Consider the following 23,158-nt stretch of genomic DNA (forward strand, 5'->3'; position numbering starts at 1 on the left):
GAGGCATTCTAAAAAAGAGGTGATCTGGATGGATTTCGAATGCCCCCTCTGCAACTCCCTTATAAACGTTAAAGAAAAATGCCCCCGCTGCGGCAGCGAGATGGAGGACTGGGGCAGGGTTGAGGATTATTTTGACCCATACAACCCCTATCTTGACCGTGATACGGCCACCATGGGCGAACCATCCCACCGGTGCGTGCATCTTTTTTCCTGCCCCGGCTGCGGCTACGACACCCGGATAATCGTCAACCAGATCAGGGTTTAGTCCTCGCTTATCACTGCAACCGCCACCAGTTCGTCGTCTTTTTCCAGTTTCATAAGAGTGACGCCCCGGGTGTTGCGGCTCATCCTGGAAATGCCGGCCGCCTCCATGCGGATTACTATACCCGAAGCGGTGCACAGCATCACATCGTCCTTTTCGCCGACCACCCGCAGGCCCGCCACCCGGCCGGTCTTTTCGGTGACCTTCTGGATGATGATGCCCTTGCCGCCCCTTGACTGCAGGCGGTATTCTTCTTCGCCGGTGCGCTTGCCGAAGCCTTTCTGGGTGACGACCAGGACGTCCTGACCTTCTCTTACAATGTCCATGGAGGCCACCACATCGCCCTCCTCGAGGCTTATGCCCTTGACTCCCCGGGCGATTCGGCCCATGGCCCCGACATCGTCCACCGAGAACCTGATGCCCATGCCGCCGGCGGTGGCCAGCAGCACCTGGTCGTGGCGGTCCACCAATCTCACGCCTATGAGTTCGTCGTCTTCTTTTAACGTTATCGCAATTATTCCGCTCTTCCTGAAGCCTTCAAACTCAGAAAGCAGTGTCTTTTTCACGATGCCGGACTTGGTGGCAAAAAGCAGGTATCGCGCTTCGCCGAAGTCCTTTATGGGGATTACAGCATTCACCTTTTCCCTGGGCTTCAGAGGCAGCAGATTGACTATGGCCGTACCTTTGGCGGTGCGCCCGGCCTCGGGTATCTCGTGCACCTTCAGCCTGTAAACATTGCCCCGGTCCGTAAAGAAAAGCACCACATGGTGAGTGCTGGCCACAAATATGCGCTCCACAAAATCCTCTTCCCTTGTGGTGACGCCCGTTACACCCTTGCCCCCCCGCTTCTGGCTCCGGTAGGTGGAAAGCGGAATGCGTTTGATGTAGCCCATGTGGGTGAGGGTTATGACCACATCCTCTTCGGCGATGAGATCCTCCACGTCAAATTCCTCCGCCTCTTTGGGAGTAATGCGGGTTCTGCGGCCGTCGCCGAATTTCTCTTTTATCGCAAGGATTTCCTCCCTTATGATGGAAAGCACCATTTTTTCGTCGGACAGCACCCTCTTGTAATAGTCTATCTTTGCCACTAGTTCCTTATACTCGTCTTCTATCTTCTGCCTCTCCAGCGCCGTCAGCCTTTGAAGACGCATGTCCAGTATGACCTGAGCCTGTTTTTCCGTCAGGTTAAAATTATTCATAAGGCCTTCCCGGGCCGTGGGTACATCCTTGGACTTCCGGATCAGTGCGATTACCTCATCCAGGTGCTGGAGGGCGATTCTCAGCCCCTCCAGGATGTGCACCCTTTCTTCGGCCCTGGCCAGTTCAAACCTGGTCCTGCGGACGATGATATCTTCCTGGTGCTTCAGGTAATAGTAAATCAAATCCCTTAAATCCAGCACCCTGGGCTTGTTGTCCACCAGGGCCAGCATAATGGCGCCGAAGGTGTCCTGGAGCTGCGTGTGTTTGTAAAGCTGGTTCAATATGACATGGGCGTTGGCGTCCCTTTTCAGTTCTATGACTACGCGAATGCCGGAGCGGTCGCTCTCGTCTCTGAGATCCGACACGCCGTCGATATTCTTTTCCCGCACCAGTTCCGCAATTTTTTCTATCAGCCGGGCCTTGTTCACCATATAGGGGATCTCCGTTACGACGATCCGCTGTCTTCCCCCCTCCATGGGCTCGATGGCGGTCTTGGCCCTGACGACGATGGAGCCCCGGCCGGTCCTGTACATGTCCTTTATGCCCTCGTAGCCCAGTATTATTCCCCCTGTTGGGAAGTCGGGCCCCTTGATGACCTTCATCAGGTCGTCGGAGGTGACATCGGGGTTGTCTATCATCATGACCACACCGTCAATAACCTCCGAGAGGTTGTGCGGGGGTATGTTGGTGGCCATGCCCACCGCTATGCCCGAAGAGCCGTTGACCAGCAGGTTTGGAAAACGGGAAGGCAGTACCCTGGGCTCTTTCAGAGACTCGTCGAAGTTGGGAACAAAATCCACAGTATCCTTGTTTATGTCGGAGAGCATCTCCATAGCTATCTTCGAGAGTTTGGCCTCGGTATACCTCATGGCCGCCGGCGGGTCGCCGTCAACAGAACCGAAGTTGCCGTGACCGTCCACCAGAGGATAGCGTATGGAGAAGTCCTGGGCCATTCTCACCATGGCGTCGTATATGGCCGCGTCACCGTGGGGGTGGTATTTGCCCATTACTTCCCCAACGATGGTGGCGGACTTGCGGTAGGGTTTATCCGGCGAAAGGCCCAGTTCGTTCATGGAGTAGAGTATCCGGCGGTGTATGGGCTTGAGGCCGTCCCGCACATCCGGCAGGGCCCTGCCGACTATGACGCTCATGGAGTAGTCTATATAAGATTTTTTCATCTCGTCTTCTATGTTCACAGGTATAACTTTTTCAGCTGTTTCTGCCATTTACAAAACCCCCGTTATATATCTAGATTCCTGACTTCCGCTGCGTGTTCGAAAATGAACTGTTTCCTGGGCTCCACCTTATCGCCCATGAGTATGGTGAAGATCTGATCCGCCTCCACCGCATCCTCCAGGTTTACTTTGAGGATGGTGCGGGTACTGGGGTTCATGGTGGTCTCCCACAGCTGCTCCGAGTCCATCTCGCCCAGACCCTTAAACCTCTGTATTTCCGCCTTTTCCCGGTCTTTGCCCAGCTTATCCAGAATGTTCTTAAGCTCCTGGTCGTTGTAGGCGTAGCGTTCCTGCTTGCCCACCGCCACCCGGTACAGGGGCGGCTGGGCTATATACACCTTTTCGGCCTCTATGAGTGGCCGCATGTACCTGTATAAAAATGTCAGCAGCAGGGTCCTTATATGAGCGCCGTCCACGTCTGCATCGGCCATGAGGATAATCTTGTGGTAGCGCAGCTTTTCGATATCGAACTCGTCTCCTATGCCGGTGCCCAGTGCGGTGATGATGGCTCTGATTTCCTCGTTGTTGAGTATTTTGTCCATTCGGGCTTTTTCCACATTGAGGATCTTGCCGCGAAGGGGCAGGATGGCCTGGGTCCTCCGATCTCTGCCCTGCTTGGCCGAACCTCCTGCGGAATCTCCCTCTACAAGATAGAGCTCGCAGAGCCTGGGATCCCTTTCGCTGCAGTCGGCCAGTTTACCCGGCAGAGTGGTGCGCTCCAGGGCGTTTTTCCGCCGCGTGAGCTCCCTGGCCTTTCTGGCGGCCTCCCGGGCTCTGGCGGCGCCTATGGCCTTTTCCACGATGACCCTGGCGATGGAAGGATTTTCTTCAAGGAAGCGTGCCATGCCCTCTCCCACCACCGAGTCCACTATCCCGCGAACCTCGCTGTTGCCCAGCTTGGTCTTTGTCTGGCCCTCAAACTGCGGGTTCTGGAGCTTGACGCTTATCACAGCCGTAAGACCCTCGCGCACGTCTTCCCCCGTGAGGTTCGGGTCCTGTTCCTTCAACAGGTTGACCTTTCGGGCGTAGTCGTTTATGCTGCGGGTCAGGGCCATCCTGAAACCGCTGAGGTGGGTGCCTCCCTCGTGGGTGTTGATGTTGTTCGCAAAGGAGAGGACCGTCTCCACATAGGAATCATTGTACTGGATGGCCACTTCCACCTCCATATCCTCCCGGGCCAGTTTCATGTATATGGGCTCTTCGTGCAGCACATCTTTGCTCCTATTCAGGTACCTTACAAATGACACGATGCCCCCTTCGTAGTGAAACACATTCTTCTTACCGGTCCGGAGGTCGGAAAGTTCGATTTTCACTCCCCTATTGAGAAAAGCCTGTTCCCTCAGCCTCTGGATAAGGACCTCAGCCGAGAACTCCGTATCTTCGAAAATTTTGTCGTCGGGCTTGAAGGTAATCTTTGTCCCCGTACCTTCGGCATCCCCTATCCTTCGGACTTCCATTACGGGTTTCCCCCTCTCGTACTTTTGATGGTAGAGCCCGCCTTCGCGCCTGACCTCCACTTCCAGCCATTCGGAAAGGGCGTTCACCACCGAAACGCCCACGCCGTGAAGGCCTCCGGAGACCTTGTAGCCGCCGTTGCCAAACTTGCCGCCGGCGTGGAGCATGGTCAGGGCCACTTCAAGAGCGGGCTTTCCCACTTTGGGGTGAATCCCCACCGGGATTCCCCGGCCGTCGTCTTCCACCGTTATGGAACCGTCCCTGTTTATGGTAACCCAGATGTTCTTGCAGTACCCGGCCAGCGCTTCGTCTATGCTGTTGTCCACCACCTCGTATACCAGGTGATGGAGGCCGCGGCTGTCGGTGGAGCCGATGTACATTCCCGGCCTGAGCCTGACGTGTTCAAGGCCCTCCAGGACTTCTATTTTATTTTCATCGTATACTCCCTTTTTATCCAAACTCGATACCTCCATAATGTTTTTTACAGGTTTTTAACAAAATTGGACCTCTTCAAAAGCGTCAGGGAAGAGATGGGCGAAAAATACACCTTTTTATCCGAAATGATAATGGATTTTTTATCCGCCGAGTCATCGTTGACTATAAAGCCCTCCTCCCGGGCCACCTGTAAAAAATCCGAGGTGTCTTTCGACATGACCGAATACCTGTCCAGTATCATAATGACATCCTTTGTGAGCACCACTTCATCATTGCCTATGTGGATGAACAACTGCCTTCCCCCTTTTTCAACTTGAACTCAAGGTCTTTAAGCATGAGCTCCGTAAACTTTTCCCTCAGTTCACGGTCTTTTATCTCCGAACTTATATTATATACCATTTCTCTTTTTTTGTCAGATATCCGCGGCGCTGGTTCCTTTTTAACCTGCGCGCTGCTGCCGCTGCAGGGTGGCGTTATTTTACATATATGGAACTTGATGTCTTTTACAATAGGGTATGAAAATTGAGAATTTATTTTTTCTATGATTTCGGGCTTTAAAAAGTGAAGCTGCTGGGACCATGCAGGGCTCGCCACCCCGATGAAAAGTGTCCTGTCTCTGAAAAAGGTGGGTTTGCTCACAGCGGCTATTTTTTCGCCGACTATGCTGTCATAACTTAGAAAAAGCCTAGCCTCCATGATTTTTTTCTCAAAGCCGTATCTCTTCAGGGTGTTAAGCAATATCGCCCCCACTTTTTCCATTTTATTTCACCTCGATTTGCCCCGACTCGACCCTGTAAATTGCGCTCTTTTCCAGTATCTCACCGGGTAAGATATTGAGGTCGGTGGCGGTGACGAATACCTGGCACCCATCCGGTTCAAGGAGCTGCCGCCTTCTGAAAAAATCCAGTTCCGACATGACATCATCCAGAAGCATGATGGGATATTCCCCTCTTTCCATGAAAAAGACCTGCCTTTCGGCAAATTTCAAACACAGCACTATAAGCCTCTGCTGCCCCTGGGACCCAAAAGCCCTGGCGTCGTAGCCGTTTATAAGGAACCTTACGTCGTCCCGGTGGGGGCCGGCGGTAGTAAAAGAGCGCTGTATATCCCGCTGCCTGTTAATTGTAAGCAGGTCGTAAAAATCATCCTTCAAAGTTTCCAGGCTCCTGTATTTTACGGTGTCTATATATTCCAGTCTCAGATCTGCGGTATTATTGGAAAATTTTTTAAAAAATTCACAGCTCATAGCAGAAATCTTATCCAAAACCCACAGGCGCTCCTTGACAAGCTGTGCCCCCAGTTCCGCCAGCTGCTCATCCCATGGAGCCAGCGCGGAGGCCAGAGAAGGATTTTTTTTTATGCTCTTGAGCAGAGAATTTCTGTGGGACAGCACCCGGTAATATCCCTGCAAATATTTGAAGCGGCCGGGCCTCATCTGATATAAAATCAAATCCAAAAACCTTCTTCTGCCTTGAGGTTCGCCTTTTACCAGGTTCAGATCTTCCGGGGAAAAAAACACCGCTCCAATCTCACCGGAAAGTTCCGACCACCGGTGTTTCATCTGCCCGTCCTCTTTTACGGCCTTTTTGTTTTCCCGGGAGACGGTAACCTCCCGCTCCACGGCACCGGTCCGGGTGTTGAAAACCCCCTTTAAAAATGCCAGGGGCCTTTCGTGCCTGATAAGTTCCTGTTCTCTCGAAGCCCTGGCCGGCCTTATGTTGCAAAGGAAATACACTGCTTCAAGAAGATTTGTCTTGCCCTGAGCGTTGTCGCCGTAGAGTACGTTTACCCCTTTGAAGAAGGCCTGGTCCAGTTGCGCGAAATTCCGGAAATCGTAAAGCCTGAGGCGCTCAATATTCATCCGTCTTCCCCTCTCGCCACCATAAAAGTCTCATCGAATATCTCCACCACATTGCCCGGGTATAGTTTCTTCGACCTCCGGACTTCCGCCCGACCGTTCACTTTCACGCGCCCTTCCTTTATCAGGTTCTTGGCCTCACCTCCGGTGGCGACGGCGCCGGCCCACTTTAAAAATTGGTCCAGATTGATGGTAGCGGTCTTTATAAAAACCTTCTTCAATACTCATCACTCCTCAATTTCACCGGCAGTATGAGGTTCACGTGATTTTCGACACCCCGGGGTCTTACGATGCAGGGGCCGGTGTCGGTGGTAAAGGTGAGATCGACCTCAGGCGAGTCCAGCGAACGGAGGGCTTCTATGAAAAAGCGGGCGTTGAAAGCTATCGTCAGCTCTTCTCCATCGGTTTTGCACGGCAGCTTATCCGACAGGCTCCCAATTTCGGCCTCGGCGCTGACCTCCAAAAGGTCCCGGGTTATCCTGAATTTTATGAGGTTGTTCTTGCTTCCCTCCCGCGCCAGGATGTGAGCCCTTTCTATGGCGGAAGATATGGCTTCGGTGTCGACCAGTACCGTTGTCCCGGGTTCCACATCCACCACCTTTTCGTAATCTATAAAATTGCCTTCCAGCACCCTGGACGAAATAACGGTGTTTTCCGTTCTGAATATCACCCGGTTCTTTCCCAGATACATTTTAAAGTTCTCGCTCCCGTCTGAAAATATCCTGGATACTTCTGTGAGGGCTCTGCCGGGGACGATGACACTGAAATCCCCCGCTTCCACTTTTTCCCATATCCATGCCACCCGAAAACCGTCCAGAGCCACCATATGTAGGGTCTTTTCCCGGCATTCGATGAGGACTCCCGTCAGATACGGCCGCGAAACCGAATCCTCCGCCCTGGCATATATGACCTTCTTTATGTTGTTTTTGAAGAGGCCCTGGGGGAATTCCATCACCGACTGCACCTCCGCCTGGGCTATTTCCGGAAAGTCCTGAGCGTCGAAACAGGGCATGACCATTTGAAAACCGCCAGACTCGATGGTAACCCTGTTTTCATCAAGAGAAAAGCTGACCTCCCCGGCGGGCAGTTTCCGGACTAACTCGGAAAGAATTTTCGACGGCAGCACCGCCGATCCCTTTTCTATAATCTTGCCTGGAAATCGGTACTCTATACCTATGTCGAGGTCCGTGGCCGAAAGGTACATAAAGTCGTCGGAGGCGAAAAACCTTATTCCGGAAAGCAAAGAAATGGGTGTCTTCGAAGGGACAAATTTTTCGACGGTATAAATACCGGCCAGAAGTTCTTCCCGGTTGACAGTGAATTTCATGAAAAAGACCTCCATAAAAAATTTTTTTTGAGGGTGTAATATTAATGAACTGCTGCGCATAGGATATTAAAATAGCAGTAGTAGTAGTAACACCTGTGGATATGTGGATAAATTATGTGAATAACTAATAAATTTGAGTTTTGGCTGTGGATAACCTGTGGAAAATGGGAATAACTTTATACACATTATCAACAAAAAAAATAATAGTCGAAAATTGTCCACTTTTTATAAACAGGATGTCCAAAAGTTTTTAACAGGTTATTAACCATTGAGTATTTTCTTCTTGAGGTTGTCGATGAGCAGGGAAAGCTGGGGGTCCGTGGCCATATCCTGGGCTATCTTGTCCCGGGCGTGGATAACGGTGGTGTGGTCCCTGCCGCCGAATTCCTCACCGATTTTTGGAAGAGAAAGGTCGGTAAGCTCGCTGCAGAGGTACATGGCTATCTGCCTGGAAAAGGCCAGGTCTTTTGTACGCTTTTTGGATTTGAAGTCCTCCACCTTGATGGAGAAGTGGTTGCCCACTATCTCCAGGATCTGGGCGACGGTGACCTTCTTTGGCTTTTGATCCGGGAGGATGTCCTTTAGGACCTGTTCCGCCAGGGACAGGTCTATGGGGCTGTTGGTGAGGGAAGAATAGGCCACTATCCTGATGAGAGCGCCTTCCAGTTCCCGGATGTTGGTCTCTATCTTTGTGGCGATGAAATTTATGACATCATTGGGCACCGTAAGATTTTCAACCATGGCCTTTTTTCGGAGGATGGCGATCCTGGTCTCGAAGTCGGGAGGCTGGATATCAGTAATAAGACCCCACTCAAACCTGGACCGCAGGCGCTCCTCCAGCGTGGGGATCTCCTTTGGCGGCCGGTCGCTGGAAATGACGAGCTGTTTGTTGGCCTCGTGAAGAGCGTTGAAGGTGTGGAAAAATTCCTCCTGGGTCCTCTCCTTCCCGGCTATAAACTGGATGTCGTCTATGAGAAGCACGTCAATGGTCCTGTATTTATTTCGAAACTCCACGTTCTTGTCGTCACGTATTGAGTTTATCAATTCATTGGTGAACTTTTCAGAGGAAAGGTACACCACCTTGCACGAAGGATTGCGGTCCAGTATGTAGTGACCGATGGCGTGCATGAGGTGGGTCTTGCCGAGCCCCACGCCTCCGTAAATAAAAAAAGGATTGTAGGCTTTGGCGGGCGCCTGGGCGACAGCCAGTGAGGCTGCATGGGCGAAACGGTTGCTGTTCCCCACCACGAAGGTGTCGAAGGTGTATTTCTGATTTAAAGAAGATATAGATTCTTCAGAAAAAGACCTGGTTTCATGGGAGTCCAGCATGGCACCGCCGGCAGCAGAATCGGAGCCTGGGGAAAGACCGTGTTCGTCGACTTTGAGGAATATCTGGACATCATGTTTTGTTATGGAGCTCAATATGTCCTTTAAAAGGTTTAAGTACCTTTTTTCTATTACGGACTTTAAAAAGTCGTTGGGGACTTCCACTATGGCTATGTTATTGTCTAAGTCCGACAGCTTTGTGGGCTTGAGCACGGTGTTGAAAGACATATCGTTATTGAGTTCGCTGCTCAAAATCTTCAAGACTTGCTGCCAGAGGGACGAAAGGTCCAGAGACATAAAAAAAACCTCCCCATACAATGCGAAGAAAAATTGGCTCAATAACATAATAGCAAAATGGGAAGCTACATTCAATATGAACTTATTTTCTTGACAATTATTAATATTATAGGCTATAATCTATATAGTTTAAATCCTGGAGGTGGAAACGTTGAAACAGACCTACCAGCCGAGCCGCAGGTACAGGAAAAAAGTGCACGGTTTCAGGAGAAGAATGAGGACAAAAAGCGGCCGCAACGTCATCAGAAGAAGAAGGCTAAAAGGGAGAAAGAGACTGTCAGCATAAGGCCGTCCGGCGGCCTTTGCACAGTCCCACCAAACGGGGGAAAAATTTATTGAAAAAGTGCCTGAGATTAACAAAAAATTTTGAATTTATAAATGTATACAAAGCGGGAAGGCGCTCATCAGGCCCTCTTTTTACTATGTACATAAAGAAGAATAAACCGGATTGCACCCGGCTGGGCGTATCCATATCGAAAAAAGTGGGGAAAAGCGTCGTAAGAAACAGAATAAAAAGGAGAATAAAGGAAGCCTTCAGGACCAACCTGAAATACATAAAGAAGGGTTACGACGTGGTAATTTCGGTGAAGCCGGAAGCAGTGGCCGCCGATTATGGAGAAATAGAAAGAGAAATCAGGAATTTGTTAAAAAGAGGTAACCTGTGGGATGATAGAAGGGGCGGTAATAGCAGCGATAAAACTTTATAGAAGGTATATATCTCCGCTAAAACCGAGGACATGCAGGTTTTACCCCTCCTGTTCGGATTATGCCATCCGAGCCATTGAGAAGTATGGTTTAATAAAAGGGGGGTTAAAAGCGCTATGGAGAATTTTGAGATGTCATCCTTTTAACCCGGGAGGGTATGATCCTGTTTAATTTTTTATTTGTAATAATTTATTTGTAATAAAAGGCAATAAAGGGTAAAAATTATACTAAAATAGTTTTTAAGGGGGAGCAAGTTGAATGGCGTATCTTGAAGGCCTGATGAAGCAGTTGCTTGACTTTCTGTTTTCCTACACCGGGAGCTACGGTCTCGCGATAATAGTGCTGACTGTGCTCATTAAACTGGTGCTTCTGCCTTTCAGTTTCCAGCAGTTCCACTCAATGAAAAAAATGCAGGAAATAGCGCCTTTGCAAAAAAAATTGCAGGAAAAGTATAAAAACGATAAAGAGAAACTCAACCGGGAAATAATGAAACTGTACCAGGAGAACAAGGTAAACCCGATGGGAGGCTGTCTTCCGCTGCTGATTCAGTTTCCCTTTATCATCGCTCTTTTCCGGCTGCTTCAGGGTTATAATTTCGGTCAGGCTGGGTTTCTGTGGCTGAAAGACCTGGGCGCTCCGGACACAACCTATATCCTGCCGGTACTGGCGGGATTGACCACATATCTTTCATCAAAGATAGCCACTCCTCCAAATCCTGAAAACCCGAACAACACCATGAACATTGTGATGTCGGTATTCATCGGGTGGATGGCGGTCAAATTCGCGTCTGGCCTTGCATTATACTGGGTGGTGAGCAATATCGTCCAGATCATCCAGCAGATGATAATGATGCGCTCCCCTGCTCCTGCCAAGGAGGATGCAAAATAAAATGAAAAACGTGGAAAAACAGGCAAAGACGGTGGAAGAAGCCATTGATTTGGCCCTTAAAGAGTTAAAAACTACGAGAGATAATGTTGAGGTGGAAGTCCTGGAAGAAGGAAACAGGGGCATTCTGGGTTTTTTATCCAGAGCGGCCCGGGTGCGAGTGACGGTGAAGGAAGATCACGGGAAGAGGGCCGTAGAGTTTTTACAGGGTCTTGTAAAATTATTGAATGTAAACGCCGGTATAAGAGTTGAAGAACATGATGACGCGCTGAAAATAAACATTGAAGGAAAAAGAATGGGCGTGATCATTGGAAAGCACGGAAGCACACTGGATGCCATCCAGTATTTGACAAACCTGGTGGCTAACAAGAACATGAGCAATTACAGGAGAATTGTGCTGGATGCCGAGAATTACCGGGAAAAGAGGGAAGAGGCTCTGGAAAAGCTGGCCAGGAGCATGGCGAAAAAGGTTAAGGAGACTAAAAAGAGCGTAACGCTGAGACCCATGCCACCAAATGAGCGCAGGATCATTCATACGGCGCTGCAAAACGATTCAAGGGTACAGACGAAGAGTATAGGAGAAGAGCCGAATAGAAGAGTCGTAATTTCAATAAAATAGATTTGAAAAAAAGCCCCATGACATGAGCATGGGGCTTGGTTGTAAGAAGGAGAGTGTCTATGAATACGGGAGCAGATACGATTGCGGCAATTTCCACACCACTGGGTGAAGGTGGCATAGGCATAGTAAGGCTCAGCGGGGAAAAGTCGGTGGACATAGCGGAAAAAATTTTCAGGTCCAAGTCGAAAAAAAGCCCGAAAGACTTTAAAAACAGGACATTGTATCTGGGAAATATTATAGACCCGGAAAGCGGAGAGGTAATCGACGAGGTGCTGCTGGCGGTTTTCAGGGCACCCTACACTTACACACGCGAGGATATGGTGGAGGTGAACTGTCACGGGGGGCTGACAGCACAGAAGAAAATATTGGAACTGGCTTTGAGATACGGGGCGAGAGTGGCGGAACCCGGAGAGTTTACAAAAAGGGCCTTTTTGAACGGAAGAATTGACCTGTCCCAGGCGGAGGCGGTCATTGACGTTATAAGGGCCAAAACCGACCGCGCCCTTATCCTTGCGGGAAGGCAACTGGCCGGAGGGCTTTCGCAAAGAATTAAGGACATAAGAGCGGGGCTTCTTGCCATAATGGCCCATATAGAAGCCAACATAGACTTCCCCGAGGAAGATATACCGGAAGCCGACCCGGAGAGGATAAGGTTGGAAATTGAGAGAAGCATGGATGCCGTTGAGAATTTGTTAAAAGACGCCGGAGCGGGAAAAATTATGAGGGAGGGCCTTTCAACCATCATACTGGGAAGGCCCAATGTGGGCAAGTCGTCCCTCTTAAATGCCCTGCTCAGGGAGGAACGGGCAATAGTGACCGATGTGCCTGGCACCACCAGAGACATAATTGAAGAATACATCGATATAAACGGGGTACCGGTGAAAATAATAGATACCGCAGGAATCAGGGAAACCGCCGACAAAGTTGAAAAGATAGGGGTGGACAGGGCTATCGGATACCTGAAAAATGCCGAAATGGTGCTGGTGATGATCGACGCCTCTCAGGAACTTACGGAAGACGACAAAAAAATAATGGAGCTGGCAAGAGATAAATTTGTCATTGCTGTCATGAACAAGATGGATCTGCCGGAAAAGGTCAGTGAAGAGGATGTAAAAGCGGTAATTCCGGGGATAAAAGTGATAAAAATTTCCGCACTGAAAAAACAGGGTATCGATGAACTGAAGAATGCGATTTACGAGGAGATAACCCAAAAGATGGGCCCCCTGGACGAACACGCCGTAATCGCGGGTGAAAGGCAAAAAGAGGCGCTGAGATCGGCTCTGGATTTACTGGAAAAGGCGTTAAATTCGATGGATCAGGGCATGCCGGTGGAATTGGTGGAAATCGACATTAGAGGCGCATGGGAAAAGCTCGGAGAGATCACAGGGGACACCGTCAGCGAAGAGATTGTGAACGCAATATTCGAGAATTTTTGTATAGGAAAATGAAGGTGATGATATGGAATACACTGCGGGATATTATGATGTGGCAGTGGTGGGAGCCGGGCACGCCGGGTGCGAGGCGGCGCTGGCGGCCGCCCGAATGGGGCTAAGAACCGTGGCTTTTGCAATAAATCTTGACAGTATAGCACTGATGCCGTGCAACCCTTCGATAGGCGGACCGGCCAAGGGGCATCTGGTGCGGGAGATAGACGCCCTGGGAGGTCAGATGGGGATCAATACAGATAGGACGTTTATACAGATGCGAATGCTGAATACAGGGAAGGGACCGGCGGTGAGAGCTCTCAGGGCCCAGGCGGATAAAAAGGCCTACCAGTTTTCTATGAAGCACACACTGGAAAGACAGGAGAATCTGGATTTGGTGCAGGAAGAGGTGGTAAGGATACTGGAAGAGGGCGGCAGAGTAAGGGGGGTGGTGACCAGGACCGGTGGTGTGTATTACGCCAGGGCCGTTATACTGACCACGGGCGTATATTTAAAGGGGAGAATAATAATTGGAGACGTGAGTTACAGCGGGGGGCCCAACGGGCTTTTCCCGGCCAACGAGCTTTCGGAAAACTTGAAAGCCCTTGGATTTGAACTGGGCAGGTTTAAGACCGGCACGCCGCCACGGGTGCACAGACATTCACTGGATTTTTCAAAGATGATAGAACAGCCCGGGGATGAGGTGATAATCCCATTTTCATACACTTCAGGCAAAATAGAGAGGGACCAGGTGTCATGCTGGCTCACATATACCAACCGGCGGACCCATGAAATAATTTTGGAAAACCTTTATAGAGCGCCGCTGTATACGGGTGAGATAAAAGGGGTCGGCCCCAGGTATTGCCCGAGTATAGAGGTAAAAGTGGTGAATTTCCGGGATAAGGCAAGCCACCAGATATTCATAGAGCCCGAAGGGCTCAATACCGATGAAATGTACGTCCAGGGGATGTCTACCAGCCTGCCGGCGGATGTCCAGATAAAGATGCTCAGGACCATCAGGGGCATGGAAAACGTGAAAATAATGAGATTCGGCTACGCCATTGAGTACGATTACGTAATACCGACGCAGCTCAAGGCCACACTGGAAACCAAGACCGTGGAGGGGCTGTACATGGCAGGGCAGATCAACGGCACTTCCGGATACGAGGAAGCCGCGGCACAGGGTCTTTTGGCCGGCATCAATGCGGCGTTAAAAATAAAGGGAAATGAGCCGGTGGTGCTGAGCAGGGCAGACGCTTACATTGGAGTGCTGATAGACGACCTGGTGACAAAGGGGGTAAGTGAACCGTACAGGATGCTGACGTCCAGGGCCGAATACCGGCTGATTTTAAGGCACGACAACGCGGACCTCAGGCTTACGGAAATAGGCCGCCGCGTGGGATTGATAAGCGATGAAAGATACCGGAAAGTAATGGAAAAAAGAAAGATGATAGAAGAGGAGATAGAGAGGCTGAGGTCGGTGAAAATAACCCCCAGCCGGGAAAATAACGAAAAATTGAAAGAATTAAACACATCTCCAATAAATACCCCCGTCACACTGGAGGATTTGCTGAAGAGACCGGAAATCGACTATAAAGCGTTGAAGATCCTGGATGGGGACAGGCCTGACCTCCCGGACGAAGTTATAGAAGAAGTGGAAATATCCGTGGCTTACGAAGGTTACATTAAACGGCAATTAAGCCAGGTGGAAAGTTTTAAGAAGCTGGAGAACAAGAAAATACCCAGCGACATAGATTACGACAGGATCTACGGCCTCAGGACCGAAGCCAGGGAAAAGCTCAAAAAGATAATGCCCGGCTCCATAGGTCAGGCATCGAGGATATCCGGTGTGAACCCCGCGGACATTTCAGTTTTGTTGATACACCTGGAAGCGGAAAAGAGGAAGAATTCCGATGGAGCGTGAATTTAGGGAAGTTATGAAAAAGTCTGCCGGTGAAAGGGGCCTGGAGCTGGATGATGAAATGGCGGAAAAGCTGGAGATATACAGAAAAGAGATGATGATGTGGAACGAAAAGATGAACCTTACGCGCATCACGGAGTGCCGGGAATTTGCCGTAAAGCACGTCGTCGATTCGCTTATGGTGGTAAAAAAAATTGAGATAAAACAAAGAGCGAGTTTGATAGATGTGGGGACAGGCCCCGGGTTTCCTGGAATACCCATAAAATTATACAGAAGGGATATTAATCTGGCCCTGCTGGAATCCAGCAGGAAAAAAACCGGATTTTTGGAAGAAGCAGTCCGGAAAATGGAATTGAAAGGTGTCAGCATTATAAGCGACAGGGCCGAAAGCGCCGCGAGAAAGGCGGAGCACCGGGAAAAATACGATGTGGCGGTGGCCAGGGCCGTGGCTTCATTGAACGTGCTGGCGGAAATTTGCCTTCCATTCGTGAAAATGGGGGGAATTTTTGTGGCAATGAAGTCGAAAAACGTGGAGGAAGAATTGGAAAAATCGCAAAAGGCCATTGATATAATTGGCGGTTCTTTGAGAGAAGTAATAGATTACGATATTGAAAAAGAAATAAAAAGAAAACTTGTGGTTATTGAAAAAATAAAACCGACTCCGGAAAAATATCCGAGAAAGGCCGGAATGCCGGAAAAAAGCCCCTTATAATTCATGGTAATTTTACCATTTTAAGGAGGAATATAAGCAAATGCATAGAATTAAATAATATTGGATAATACAAAATAGAAAAAAAGGCGGTGGGTTAAATGTGGGGGGACAAAAGGACGAACATTGTAAACATACCTGTGGATGCCATAAAACCAAATCCGTATCAACCCAGAAAAGAATTCGCCGACGAAGCCATGGACGAGCTTACTAACTCCATTAAAGTTTACGGAGTGCTGCAGCCTATAGTTGTGAGAAAAAGCGGAAAGGGGTATGAATTAATCGCCGGGGAGAGGCGATGGAGGGCCTGCCAGAGAGCCGGGTTGAAGGAAATACCCGCCATAATAAAAGAAGCAAAGGATTCGGAAACCGCCATTATGGCATTGATAGAAAATCTGCAGAGAGAAAACCTGAGCTTCCTGGAGGAGGCTGAAGGTTACAGACAGTTAATGCAGGAGTACGGGATGACTCAGGAACAGCTGGCGTTAAAACTGGGAAAGAGCCAGTCGACCATTGCAAATAAGATGCGAATATTAAAGATGCAGCCCGGGATATTAAAAATTATTTCCCAGGAAAAGTTAACCGAAAGGCATGCCCGGTGCCTTTTAAAACTGCCGGATGAAAAGCTCCAGATGGAGGTATTGAAACAGGTAATCGAAAAAGGCCTGAATGTCCGGCAGACGGAAGATCTGGTGGAAAAAACGCTTGAAAAGATCCAGAAGCCATCCGGCAACAGGAAGAAAAAATCATTTAAGATGGCTATAAAAGATGTGAGAATTTTTGTGAACTCGGTGAAAAAGCTGGTGAAGAGCATAAAAGAGACGGGCCTTGACGCCGGTTATAAGGAGATAGATAAAGGAGATTTCATCGAACTGGTGGTCCAGATACCAAAGAGGTAGCTGGACTTTTTTGTTGTACGGTTGCAGACGAATTCAGACTTGCCCCCTTCTGACGCCCGGCGGCCGGGTTAAATCAGCACAATTCGGCGTGTACCAGCAGGGTCCATGCCCGCCGGTTTCACTTTGCTCGTTCTGATTTAAGAGCAATGGTACAGCTTTCCGGCGCTTTTAGCCGTATCCGGCGACAGGATGTCATGTCAAAAAATTTTTTTCGATTGAAATAATTAAAGAACAATTCCCTGAATAAGAAATATAATTTTAATAAGGATGCGCGTATGAGGATTCCGATTTTTGAGGATTTAAAGTTTGTGCCCATATGAAACGTAAAAAAACGTGCATTATGAAAGTAAAAGATTATTTTAAAACTGAATGAAGGGGGAGAAAAAAATATTGAGACAAAAAAGAACTCAAGGCAGGAAAAATTTAATAAAAAAAGAAATCTAATATAAAAACTATGCTAAAATATAGTTGGCATAAATACAACACTATCGGGACGGTGAAGAAATGTCTAGAATAGTGGCCATTGCCAATCAAAAAGGAGGGGTGGGCAAGACAACCACAACGGTGAACCTGGGGGCGTGCCTTGCTGCCCTGGGACAGAAGGTTTTGCTGGTGGACATCGACCCGCAGGGAAACACCACCAGCGGCATCGGCGTGGACAAAAGTAATATAGAAAAATCAATATACAATGTTCTGATAAATGAAGAGCCAATTAAAGACAATGTGGTAAAAACGGAATATGAAAATCTGTACCTGCTGCCTTCAAACATCCAGCTGGCCGGGGCCGAGATTGAGCTGGTGCCGGCAATATCAAGAGAATATAAGTTGAAGAACGCCGTGGAAGAGATTAAAGACCAATTTGACTTTATTTTAATCGACTGTCCACCTTCGCTGGGCCTGCTGACTTTAAACGCCCTTACGGCGGCCAATACGGTATTGGTACCCATACAGTGCGAGTATTACGCACTGGAGGGTCTGGGGCAGTTAATGAATACCATAAATCTGGTACAGAAGCATTTAAACAAGAATTTACAGGTGGAAGGCGTTTTGCTCACCATGTTCGACGCCCGCACAAATCTTTCTATACAGGTGGTGGAAGAGGTAAAGAAATTTTTCAAGAACAAGGTGTACAGGACCATCATTCCCAGAAATGTGAGGCTGAGTGAAGCCCCGAGCCACGGGAAACCGATAATAAAATATGATGCAAGATCAAAGGGGTCGGAAGTATATATGGAACTGGCCAGGGAGGTGCTGGGAATTGAGTAAGAGAGGACTGGGCAAGGGCCTCGGAGCCCTTATTCCCATGGATGAAAAGGGCCAGGAAAATGTAACGGAGATCCCGCTTAAAGAAATTTTCGCCAACCAGAATCAGCCGAGGAAAAACTTTGATGAAGACAAGTTAAAAGAGCTGGCTGAGTCCATGAAAGAGCATGGCGTTTTACAGCCTGTGATTTTAAGAAAGAAAACGAAAGGCTACGAACTGGTGGCCGGCGAGAGAAGATGGCGGGCAGCGAAAATGGCCGGGTTGGAAAAAATACCGGCCATAGTAAAGGAACTGTCGGATGCAGATGTCATGGAAATAGCGCTTATTGAAAATCTGCAGAGAGAAGACCTGAACCCTCTGGAAGAAGCCATGGCATACAAGCAGCTGATGGACGAATTCGGGATGACCCAGGAAGAGCTTTCAAAAAGAGTCGGAAAGAGCAGATCCCAGATTGCCAATACAGTAAGGCTGCTGAACCTGGAGAAGGAAATTAAGGATCTGATTGCCGATGAAAAACTGACCGCAGGGCACGCCAGGGCTCTGCTGGCCGTAGAAGATAAAAATGAAAGAATTAAACTCGCTAAAAAAATCAGCGAAGAGAATTTATCGGTGAGACAGATTGAAGAGATAGTAAAGGTAAAGTCTTCAAAGAAAAATGCAGATAAGAACAGAAGGAATCAGGATATAAACCCTGCATTTCTGGACATATCGGAAAAACTGCAGGGGATATTGGGCACAAGGGTGAAAATAAAGGGGAGCGAAAAGCGCGGCAAAATAGAAATAGAATTTTATTCTGAAGACGAACTCGAGAGGATCCTGGAAACAATTATGCAGCGGCAATGTTTCACGTGAAACTTTCTTCGGAAAGGGAGAAACTCAGGTGAGCCTGAAGATCAGAAATGCGAAACCCGGGGATGAAGTTTACATTGTCGAACTCATTAAAGAACTTTCCGAGACCATCGGGGAGGCAAGCGGAATTTCGGTAGAATTTGCGAAAAACAGTTTATCCTTTCCCTGTTTTCAAATACTGGTCGCCGAAGAGCATGGACGGGTGGTTGGATTGATAAGTTATTCTGTGAAACCGAGTTTGTATCACGGAGCGAACTCCTGTATTATTGAAGACCTGGTGGTCAAGCAACAAGCCAGAGGCCGCGGAGTGGGAAGCGCACTGATTCGTGAAGCTTTAATCAGGATACAAAAACTGGGTTGCGCTGAAGTTTCGGTATCCACCATGCCGGACAATGAAAAAGCCATAAGATTTTACAGAGCTTGCGGATTTACGGATGAAGCCCTGTTTCTTGAAAAGCACTTTTTTAAAAGTAAATAATCCGGATATCATTGCAATAAAAGTAAAAGAAAATCAGATGGATATTAAGCAAACCAGCAGATGCAATGAGATTAATAAATGAGATTAATAAATCGTAAACATAAAGCCGGACGGAATATAACCCGGAAAAATGCAAACCGGCCTCCCCGGCAACCAAAGGAGGCCGGTTCTCATTTATCCTGCCAGCGCCGGAGCCAGGGTTCCGGCTACTGTTACCCCGTATTTTCTGAGCCAAAAATTTACCTGGATGAGATATGCGAAAAGCTGGGGGCCGGTCATCAGCTGACCGAACCATGGCACATTAATATCGTTCTCAGCGGCCTGCAACATATGGATGACACTGTTTCTGTCCACGAAGGGCAGCAGAGGCGAGGAAGGATCGTGCAAAATTTCCAGAAGGCAACTCCTGACCAGAGCCAGGTATTCAGGATTGTGAGTTTTTGGGTAGGGGCTCTTTTTTCTGTTCAAAACCTCTTCAGGCAGCAGGTCCCGCACCGCCCGGCGCAGGATACCTTTTTCAATGCCGCCGCAACTTCTTATTCTCCAGGGGATATTCCATACGTACTGTACGAGCCGGTGGTCCAGATAAGGCACCCTCACTTCAAGGCCGGTGGCCATACTCATGCGGTCCATTCGGTCGATGAGCGTGGGCATAAAGCGGGTTATGCTGAGATATGTAATTTCCCGAATGCGGGTATCGAAGGGGCTCTCCCCGGCAAGGCGAGGGACCTCTTTTAGCGTTTCCCTATACCTCATTTTTAAGTATTCTTCGGGATTTATCAATCGCAAAAGTTCCCTGGACAGTATGCCTGTGCGCACATGCATCTTCCGCGCCCATGGGAACCTGTCGGAATTAAAATCTTCGGGCCTTCTAAACCAGGGATAACCGCCGAATATTTCGTCTGCCCCCTCGCCGGCCAGGGCTACCGTGGCTCCTTTTTTCACCTCCAGGCAGAAGAGGTAAAGAGACGAATCTATATCGGCCATACCGGGCAGGTCTCTGGCAAGCACCGCATCGTCAAGGGCCGCGGCCAGTCGGCGGTTGCTTATGGTCACACAGCGATGGTTTGTATTGAAATATGAGGAGACCTTCTTTACATAGTAAGGGTCGCTGTTTGGCTGGAACTCACTGGCCTTAAAGTGTACGTCGTTCCCGGTGTAATCCACGGAGAACGTGTTCACTGTTTCACCCCGGCTTTTAAAAGCACCGGCCACCATCGCGGTAATGGCGCTGGAGTCGATGCCTCCCGAAAGAAGGGTGCACAGGGGGACATCCGAAACGAGCTGGCGCCTGACGGCATCTTCGAGAAGATACCGGATTTTTTCAGCGGTGACCTCTTCACTATCATTATGCGGCCGACTTTCCAGCGACCAGTAACATTTAATATGTATTCCCTTTCTGTCAAAAATCATGCAGTGTCCCGGCTTGAGTTCGTTTATACCTTTAAAAACGCCGCATCCGGGAGTCCGGCCGGGCCCCATGGCAAAGATTTCGGCAAGGCCTTCGGCGTCCAGCTCGGGCTTTATCAGAGGGTGCGCCAGGATGGCTTTGAGTTCTGAGCCGAATATCAGCGTTGTTTTGCGTAAACCGTAAAAAAGGGGTTTTACCCCCAGCCGGTCCCGGGCAAGAAAAAGACTCTGGCCCTCCTCATCCCATATGGCAAAGGCAAAAATTCCATTGAGGCGCTCCACGCACGCCTCTTTCCACTCTATAAAGGAATAAAGGACCACTTCTGTATCGGACCTGGAAAGGAAATGATACCCGAGACCTTCCAGAATCCTGCGGACTTCAGGGGTATTGTAAAGTTCCCCGTTGTAGGTTATGCAGTAGGTGCGTTTTCCCAGTTTTCGCAGCATCGGTTGCCCGCCGCCTTCGGGGTCCACCACTATAAGGCGCCGGTGGCCCAGAGCGGCATGGGGGAATAATACGTGGCCCGCATCATCAGGGCCTCTTTTTGAAAGGGTTCGGGTCATGGATTCAAGCACATCCCTGCCGAACTTGAGATTGCCGCCAAAATCCACCCATCCCGCAATCCCGCACATAAATCATCATCCTCTCGCATGTTTTTTAGGCATAAGCCGCATTTTTATTGAAAACGATTATACATCAATAGAGTATTAAAAATGTTGTCGCATGGTGACAGAATGTAAGATTTTAAAAAAATTTATTGAAAAATTAAATGTAAAGGAATATAATAGAGCAAAAGGTTAATCTGTTCCTGACGTGAGGGGAATTCCTGATCGAAGGGGGGAAATGATATGGATGTCGGCAGTCTATCAAAGGCTTTTCCTCCCGGAGGATAAGCCTTTTTAATTTGAATATATCGATATATAAGTCAATATGAAAGGGATTGTTACAGATTTCACAACATTTTCAATCTGTAGGATAAAATCAAGAGAAAAGTTCGCGTACCCGGACCGGCGAAAAGACAGGCCGGTAGTGAATAGCCGGTATGGTTTTTCTAAGAGTGTAAAACAATTAAGAAAATATTTTAAAAACAATGTGTGCGAAAGGAGATATACTGATAATGGCAAACAGGTTATCCGACCTTGAAAATATGAAGGCGGATTTTATAGACGATGAGGCCATAATTGGGGCTCTGCAGCGCGGGAAAAAAGCGTCGAAAGGCCAGATAAGGGAAATTTTTGCAAAGGCAAAAGAAGCCCGGGGCCTGGATATTCATGATGTGGCAGCGCTGCTGTTTTGCGAGGACGATGAACTTTTGGAAGAAATGTATTCAATAGCCCATGAATTAAAAAAGAAAATATACGGCAACAGGATAGTGCTTTTTGCGCCTTTATACTACAGCGACTACTGCATAAACAACTGCCGCTACTGTGGCTATCACAGGGACAACAGGATGCCGCGCAGGCGCCTTACCATGGAAGAGGTGAGGCGGGAGGTGCAAATCCTGGAAGAGATGGGTCACAAGCGCCTGGCCCTGGAAGCGGGTGAAGACCCGGTCAATTGCCCTATTGAATATACCCTGGATGTAATTAAAACCGTCTATGACACCAAATTAAAAAACGGCAGCATCCGCAGGGTAAATATAAACATCGCCGCCACCACCGTCGAGAATTACCGGAAATTGAAAAATGCCGGGATAGGAACATATGTCCTGTTTCAGGAGACCTATCACAGACCGACTTACACCTATATGCATCCTTCGGGGCCCAAGAGTGACTACGACTACCACACCACAGCCATGGACCGGGCTATGGCGGGCGGTATAGACGACGTGGGCCTGGGTGTTTTGTTTGGGCTTTACGATTACAGGTACGAGGTGCTGGCTCTCCTACAGCATGCCGAACACCTGGATAAGACCTATGGGGTGGGGCCCCATACCATATCCTTTCCAAGAATAAGGCCCGCAGCCGGGGTTAACATGAAAGATTTCCCCTATCTGGTTCCCGACAGGGAGTTCAAGAAGATAGTGGCTATAGTCCGCCTGGCTGTGCCGTATACGGGAATGATATTGTCCACCAGGGAAAGGCCGGATTTTCGAGACGAGGTGATAGACGTCGGAATTTCACAGATAAGCGCCGGTTCATGCACGGGGGTTGGAGGCTACTATGACGAGATAGCCCGTAAGAAAGAAGAATCCGTCCCACAGTTTGAAGTGGAAGACCGCCGCACCCCCAATGAAGTGCTGCTTTCCCTCTGCCAGAGGGGGTATCTCCCCAGCTACTGCACCGCGTGCTACAGGAGCGGCCGGACGGGCGACAGATTCATGCAGCTGGCCAAGACGGGCAATATCCAGAACTGCTGCCTGCCCAATGCCATTCTGACCTTCAAGGAATTTTTAATTGACTATGCCGAACCCCGCACCCGGGAAGCCGGAGAAAAGGTCATACGGGAAAGCCTGAACGACATACCCAATCCTGTCATCAGGCAAAAGACCATCGAAAAACTGGCCGCTATCGAACAGGGCCAAAGAGATCTCTACTTTTAAACATAATATATAAACATAATATAACATAAAAACATAATATAACATAATATATAAAAG

The 23,158-nt window shown here is 48.8% G+C and carries 23 protein-coding genes; 14 read left to right on the forward strand and 9 right to left on the reverse strand.

Translation table 11 applies throughout. The annotated features are described in order from the left end of the window. Positions 1-28: 28 nt before the first annotated feature. On the forward strand, positions 29-265 hold the full coding sequence (locus ACKX14_RS07485; RefSeq protein WP_422446228.1) for a hypothetical protein: 237 nt from the start codon (positions 29-31) through the stop codon (positions 263-265). On the opposite strand, the gene gyrA is transcribed toward ACKX14_RS07485, so the two are convergent. The 8 genes from gyrA to dnaA form a co-directional block, all read right to left on the reverse strand. Next, entirely contained in the window at positions 262-2,688 is a 2,427-nt protein-coding gene (gene gyrA / locus ACKX14_RS07490; RefSeq protein ID WP_422446230.1) for a DNA gyrase subunit A, read from the reverse strand. The two genes, ACKX14_RS07485 and gyrA, sit on opposite strands and share 4 nt — an antisense overlap. 14 nt (positions 2,689-2,702) lie before the next feature. After that, entirely contained in the window at positions 2,703-4,625 is a 1,923-nt protein-coding gene (gene gyrB / locus ACKX14_RS07495) for a DNA topoisomerase (ATP-hydrolyzing) subunit B (protein WP_422446232.1), read from the reverse strand. A gap of 8 nt (positions 4,626-4,633) precedes the next feature. After that, positions 4,634-4,879 carry an extracellular matrix regulator RemB gene (gene remB, locus ACKX14_RS07500; RefSeq protein ID WP_422446234.1) on the reverse strand — a complete coding sequence of 82 codons (246 nt, stop codon included), beginning with the start codon at positions 4,877-4,879 and terminating at the stop codon, positions 4,634-4,636. Further along, positions 4,864-5,346 carry a DciA family protein gene (locus ACKX14_RS07505; protein ID WP_422446236.1) on the reverse strand — a complete coding sequence of 161 codons (483 nt, stop codon included), beginning with the start codon at positions 5,344-5,346 and terminating at the stop codon, positions 4,864-4,866. Before ACKX14_RS07505 ends, remB begins: the two co-directional genes overlap by 16 nt. Before the next feature lies 1 nt (position 5,347). Further along, positions 5,348-6,448, reverse strand: a complete 1,101-nt coding sequence (recF, locus tag ACKX14_RS07510; protein ID WP_422446238.1) for a DNA replication/repair protein RecF — start codon at positions 6,446-6,448, stop codon at positions 5,348-5,350. Next, positions 6,445-6,666, reverse strand: a complete 222-nt coding sequence (locus ACKX14_RS07515; RefSeq protein ID WP_422446239.1) for an RNA-binding S4 domain-containing protein — start codon at positions 6,664-6,666, stop codon at positions 6,445-6,447. The genes recF and ACKX14_RS07515 overlap by 4 nt, the downstream gene beginning before the upstream one ends. Next, entirely contained in the window at positions 6,663-7,772 is a 1,110-nt protein-coding gene (dnaN, locus tag ACKX14_RS07520) for a DNA polymerase III subunit beta (RefSeq protein WP_422446241.1), read from the reverse strand. The genes ACKX14_RS07515 and dnaN overlap by 4 nt, the downstream gene beginning before the upstream one ends. 261 nt (positions 7,773-8,033) lie before the next feature. Beyond that, positions 8,034-9,395, reverse strand: a complete 1,362-nt coding sequence (gene dnaA / locus ACKX14_RS07525; RefSeq protein WP_422446243.1) for a chromosomal replication initiator protein DnaA — start codon at positions 9,393-9,395, stop codon at positions 8,034-8,036. A 151-nt stretch (positions 9,396-9,546) separates the two neighbouring features. Between dnaA and rpmH the strand changes: the two genes are divergently transcribed. The 12 genes from rpmH to ACKX14_RS07585 all read left to right on the forward strand — a co-directional run bounded on the left by rpmH (position 9,547) and on the right by ACKX14_RS07585 (position 19,148). Then, positions 9,547-9,681, forward strand: coding sequence for a 50S ribosomal protein L34 (rpmH, locus tag ACKX14_RS07530; protein ID WP_422446245.1), 135 nt, complete (start codon positions 9,547-9,549; stop codon positions 9,679-9,681). A gap of 49 nt (positions 9,682-9,730) precedes the next feature. Beyond that, positions 9,731-10,102, forward strand: a complete 372-nt coding sequence (gene rnpA, locus ACKX14_RS07535; RefSeq protein WP_422446247.1) for a ribonuclease P protein component — start codon at positions 9,731-9,733, stop codon at positions 10,100-10,102. Then, positions 10,062-10,271 carry a membrane protein insertion efficiency factor YidD gene (gene yidD, locus ACKX14_RS07540; RefSeq protein ID WP_422446249.1) on the forward strand — a complete coding sequence of 70 codons (210 nt, stop codon included), beginning with the start codon at positions 10,062-10,064 and terminating at the stop codon, positions 10,269-10,271. The genes rnpA and yidD overlap by 41 nt, the downstream gene beginning before the upstream one ends. 87 nt (positions 10,272-10,358) lie before the next feature. Beyond that, positions 10,359-10,988, forward strand: coding sequence for a YidC/Oxa1 family membrane protein insertase (locus tag ACKX14_RS07545; RefSeq protein ID WP_422446251.1), 630 nt, complete (start codon positions 10,359-10,361; stop codon positions 10,986-10,988). A gap of 1 nt (position 10,989) precedes the next feature. Continuing rightward, the gene (gene jag / locus ACKX14_RS07550) at positions 10,990-11,604 is read left to right on the forward strand and encodes an RNA-binding cell elongation regulator Jag/EloR (RefSeq protein WP_422446253.1); all 615 of its coding nucleotides are present in this window, start codon (positions 10,990-10,992) and stop codon (positions 11,602-11,604) included. Between the two features lie 59 nt (positions 11,605-11,663). Beyond that, positions 11,664-13,052, forward strand: coding sequence for a tRNA uridine-5-carboxymethylaminomethyl(34) synthesis GTPase MnmE (mnmE, locus tag ACKX14_RS07555; RefSeq protein ID WP_422446255.1), 1,389 nt, complete (start codon positions 11,664-11,666; stop codon positions 13,050-13,052). Positions 13,053-13,062: 10 nt separating this feature from the next. Continuing rightward, a complete protein-coding gene (mnmG, locus tag ACKX14_RS07560; protein WP_422446257.1) occupies positions 13,063-14,952 on the forward strand; it encodes a tRNA uridine-5-carboxymethylaminomethyl(34) synthesis enzyme MnmG in 1,890 nt (629 codons plus the stop codon). Then, a complete protein-coding gene (rsmG, locus tag ACKX14_RS07565; RefSeq protein WP_422446259.1) occupies positions 14,942-15,661 on the forward strand; it encodes a 16S rRNA (guanine(527)-N(7))-methyltransferase RsmG in 720 nt (239 codons plus the stop codon). The genes mnmG and rsmG overlap by 11 nt, the downstream gene beginning before the upstream one ends. 98 nt (positions 15,662-15,759) lie before the next feature. Further along, entirely contained in the window at positions 15,760-16,557 is a 798-nt protein-coding gene (gene noc, locus ACKX14_RS07570; RefSeq protein WP_422446261.1) for a nucleoid occlusion protein, read from the forward strand. A 504-nt stretch (positions 16,558-17,061) separates the two neighbouring features. Further along, entirely contained in the window at positions 17,062-17,823 is a 762-nt protein-coding gene (locus ACKX14_RS07575; RefSeq protein ID WP_422446263.1) for a ParA family protein, read from the forward strand. After that, complete coding sequence (locus ACKX14_RS07580; protein ID WP_422446265.1) at positions 17,816-18,673, forward strand: ParB/RepB/Spo0J family partition protein; 858 nt, start codon at positions 17,816-17,818, stop codon at positions 18,671-18,673. Before ACKX14_RS07575 ends, ACKX14_RS07580 begins: the two co-directional genes overlap by 8 nt. Positions 18,674-18,701: 28 nt before the next feature. Continuing rightward, entirely contained in the window at positions 18,702-19,148 is a 447-nt protein-coding gene (locus tag ACKX14_RS07585; RefSeq protein WP_422446267.1) for a GNAT family N-acetyltransferase, read from the forward strand. Between the two features lie 174 nt (positions 19,149-19,322). On the opposite strand, the gene asnB is transcribed toward ACKX14_RS07585, so the two are convergent. Next, complete coding sequence (gene asnB / locus ACKX14_RS07590) at positions 19,323-21,191, reverse strand: asparagine synthase (glutamine-hydrolyzing) (RefSeq protein WP_422446269.1); 1,869 nt, start codon at positions 21,189-21,191, stop codon at positions 19,323-19,325. 485 nt (positions 21,192-21,676) lie between these two features. Between asnB and hydG the strand changes: the two genes are divergently transcribed. Further along, the gene (hydG, locus tag ACKX14_RS07595; RefSeq protein ID WP_422446271.1) at positions 21,677-23,101 is read left to right on the forward strand and encodes a [FeFe] hydrogenase H-cluster radical SAM maturase HydG; all 1,425 of its coding nucleotides are present in this window, start codon (positions 21,677-21,679) and stop codon (positions 23,099-23,101) included. Positions 23,102-23,158: the final 57 nt, after the last annotated feature.

This window comes from Thermorhabdus hydrogeniformans (genome assembly GCF_049310025.1).
In the GTDB taxonomy this organism is placed as follows: Bacteria; Bacillota; Thermosediminibacteria; order Thermosediminibacterales; family Tepidanaerobacteraceae; genus JBJYKD01.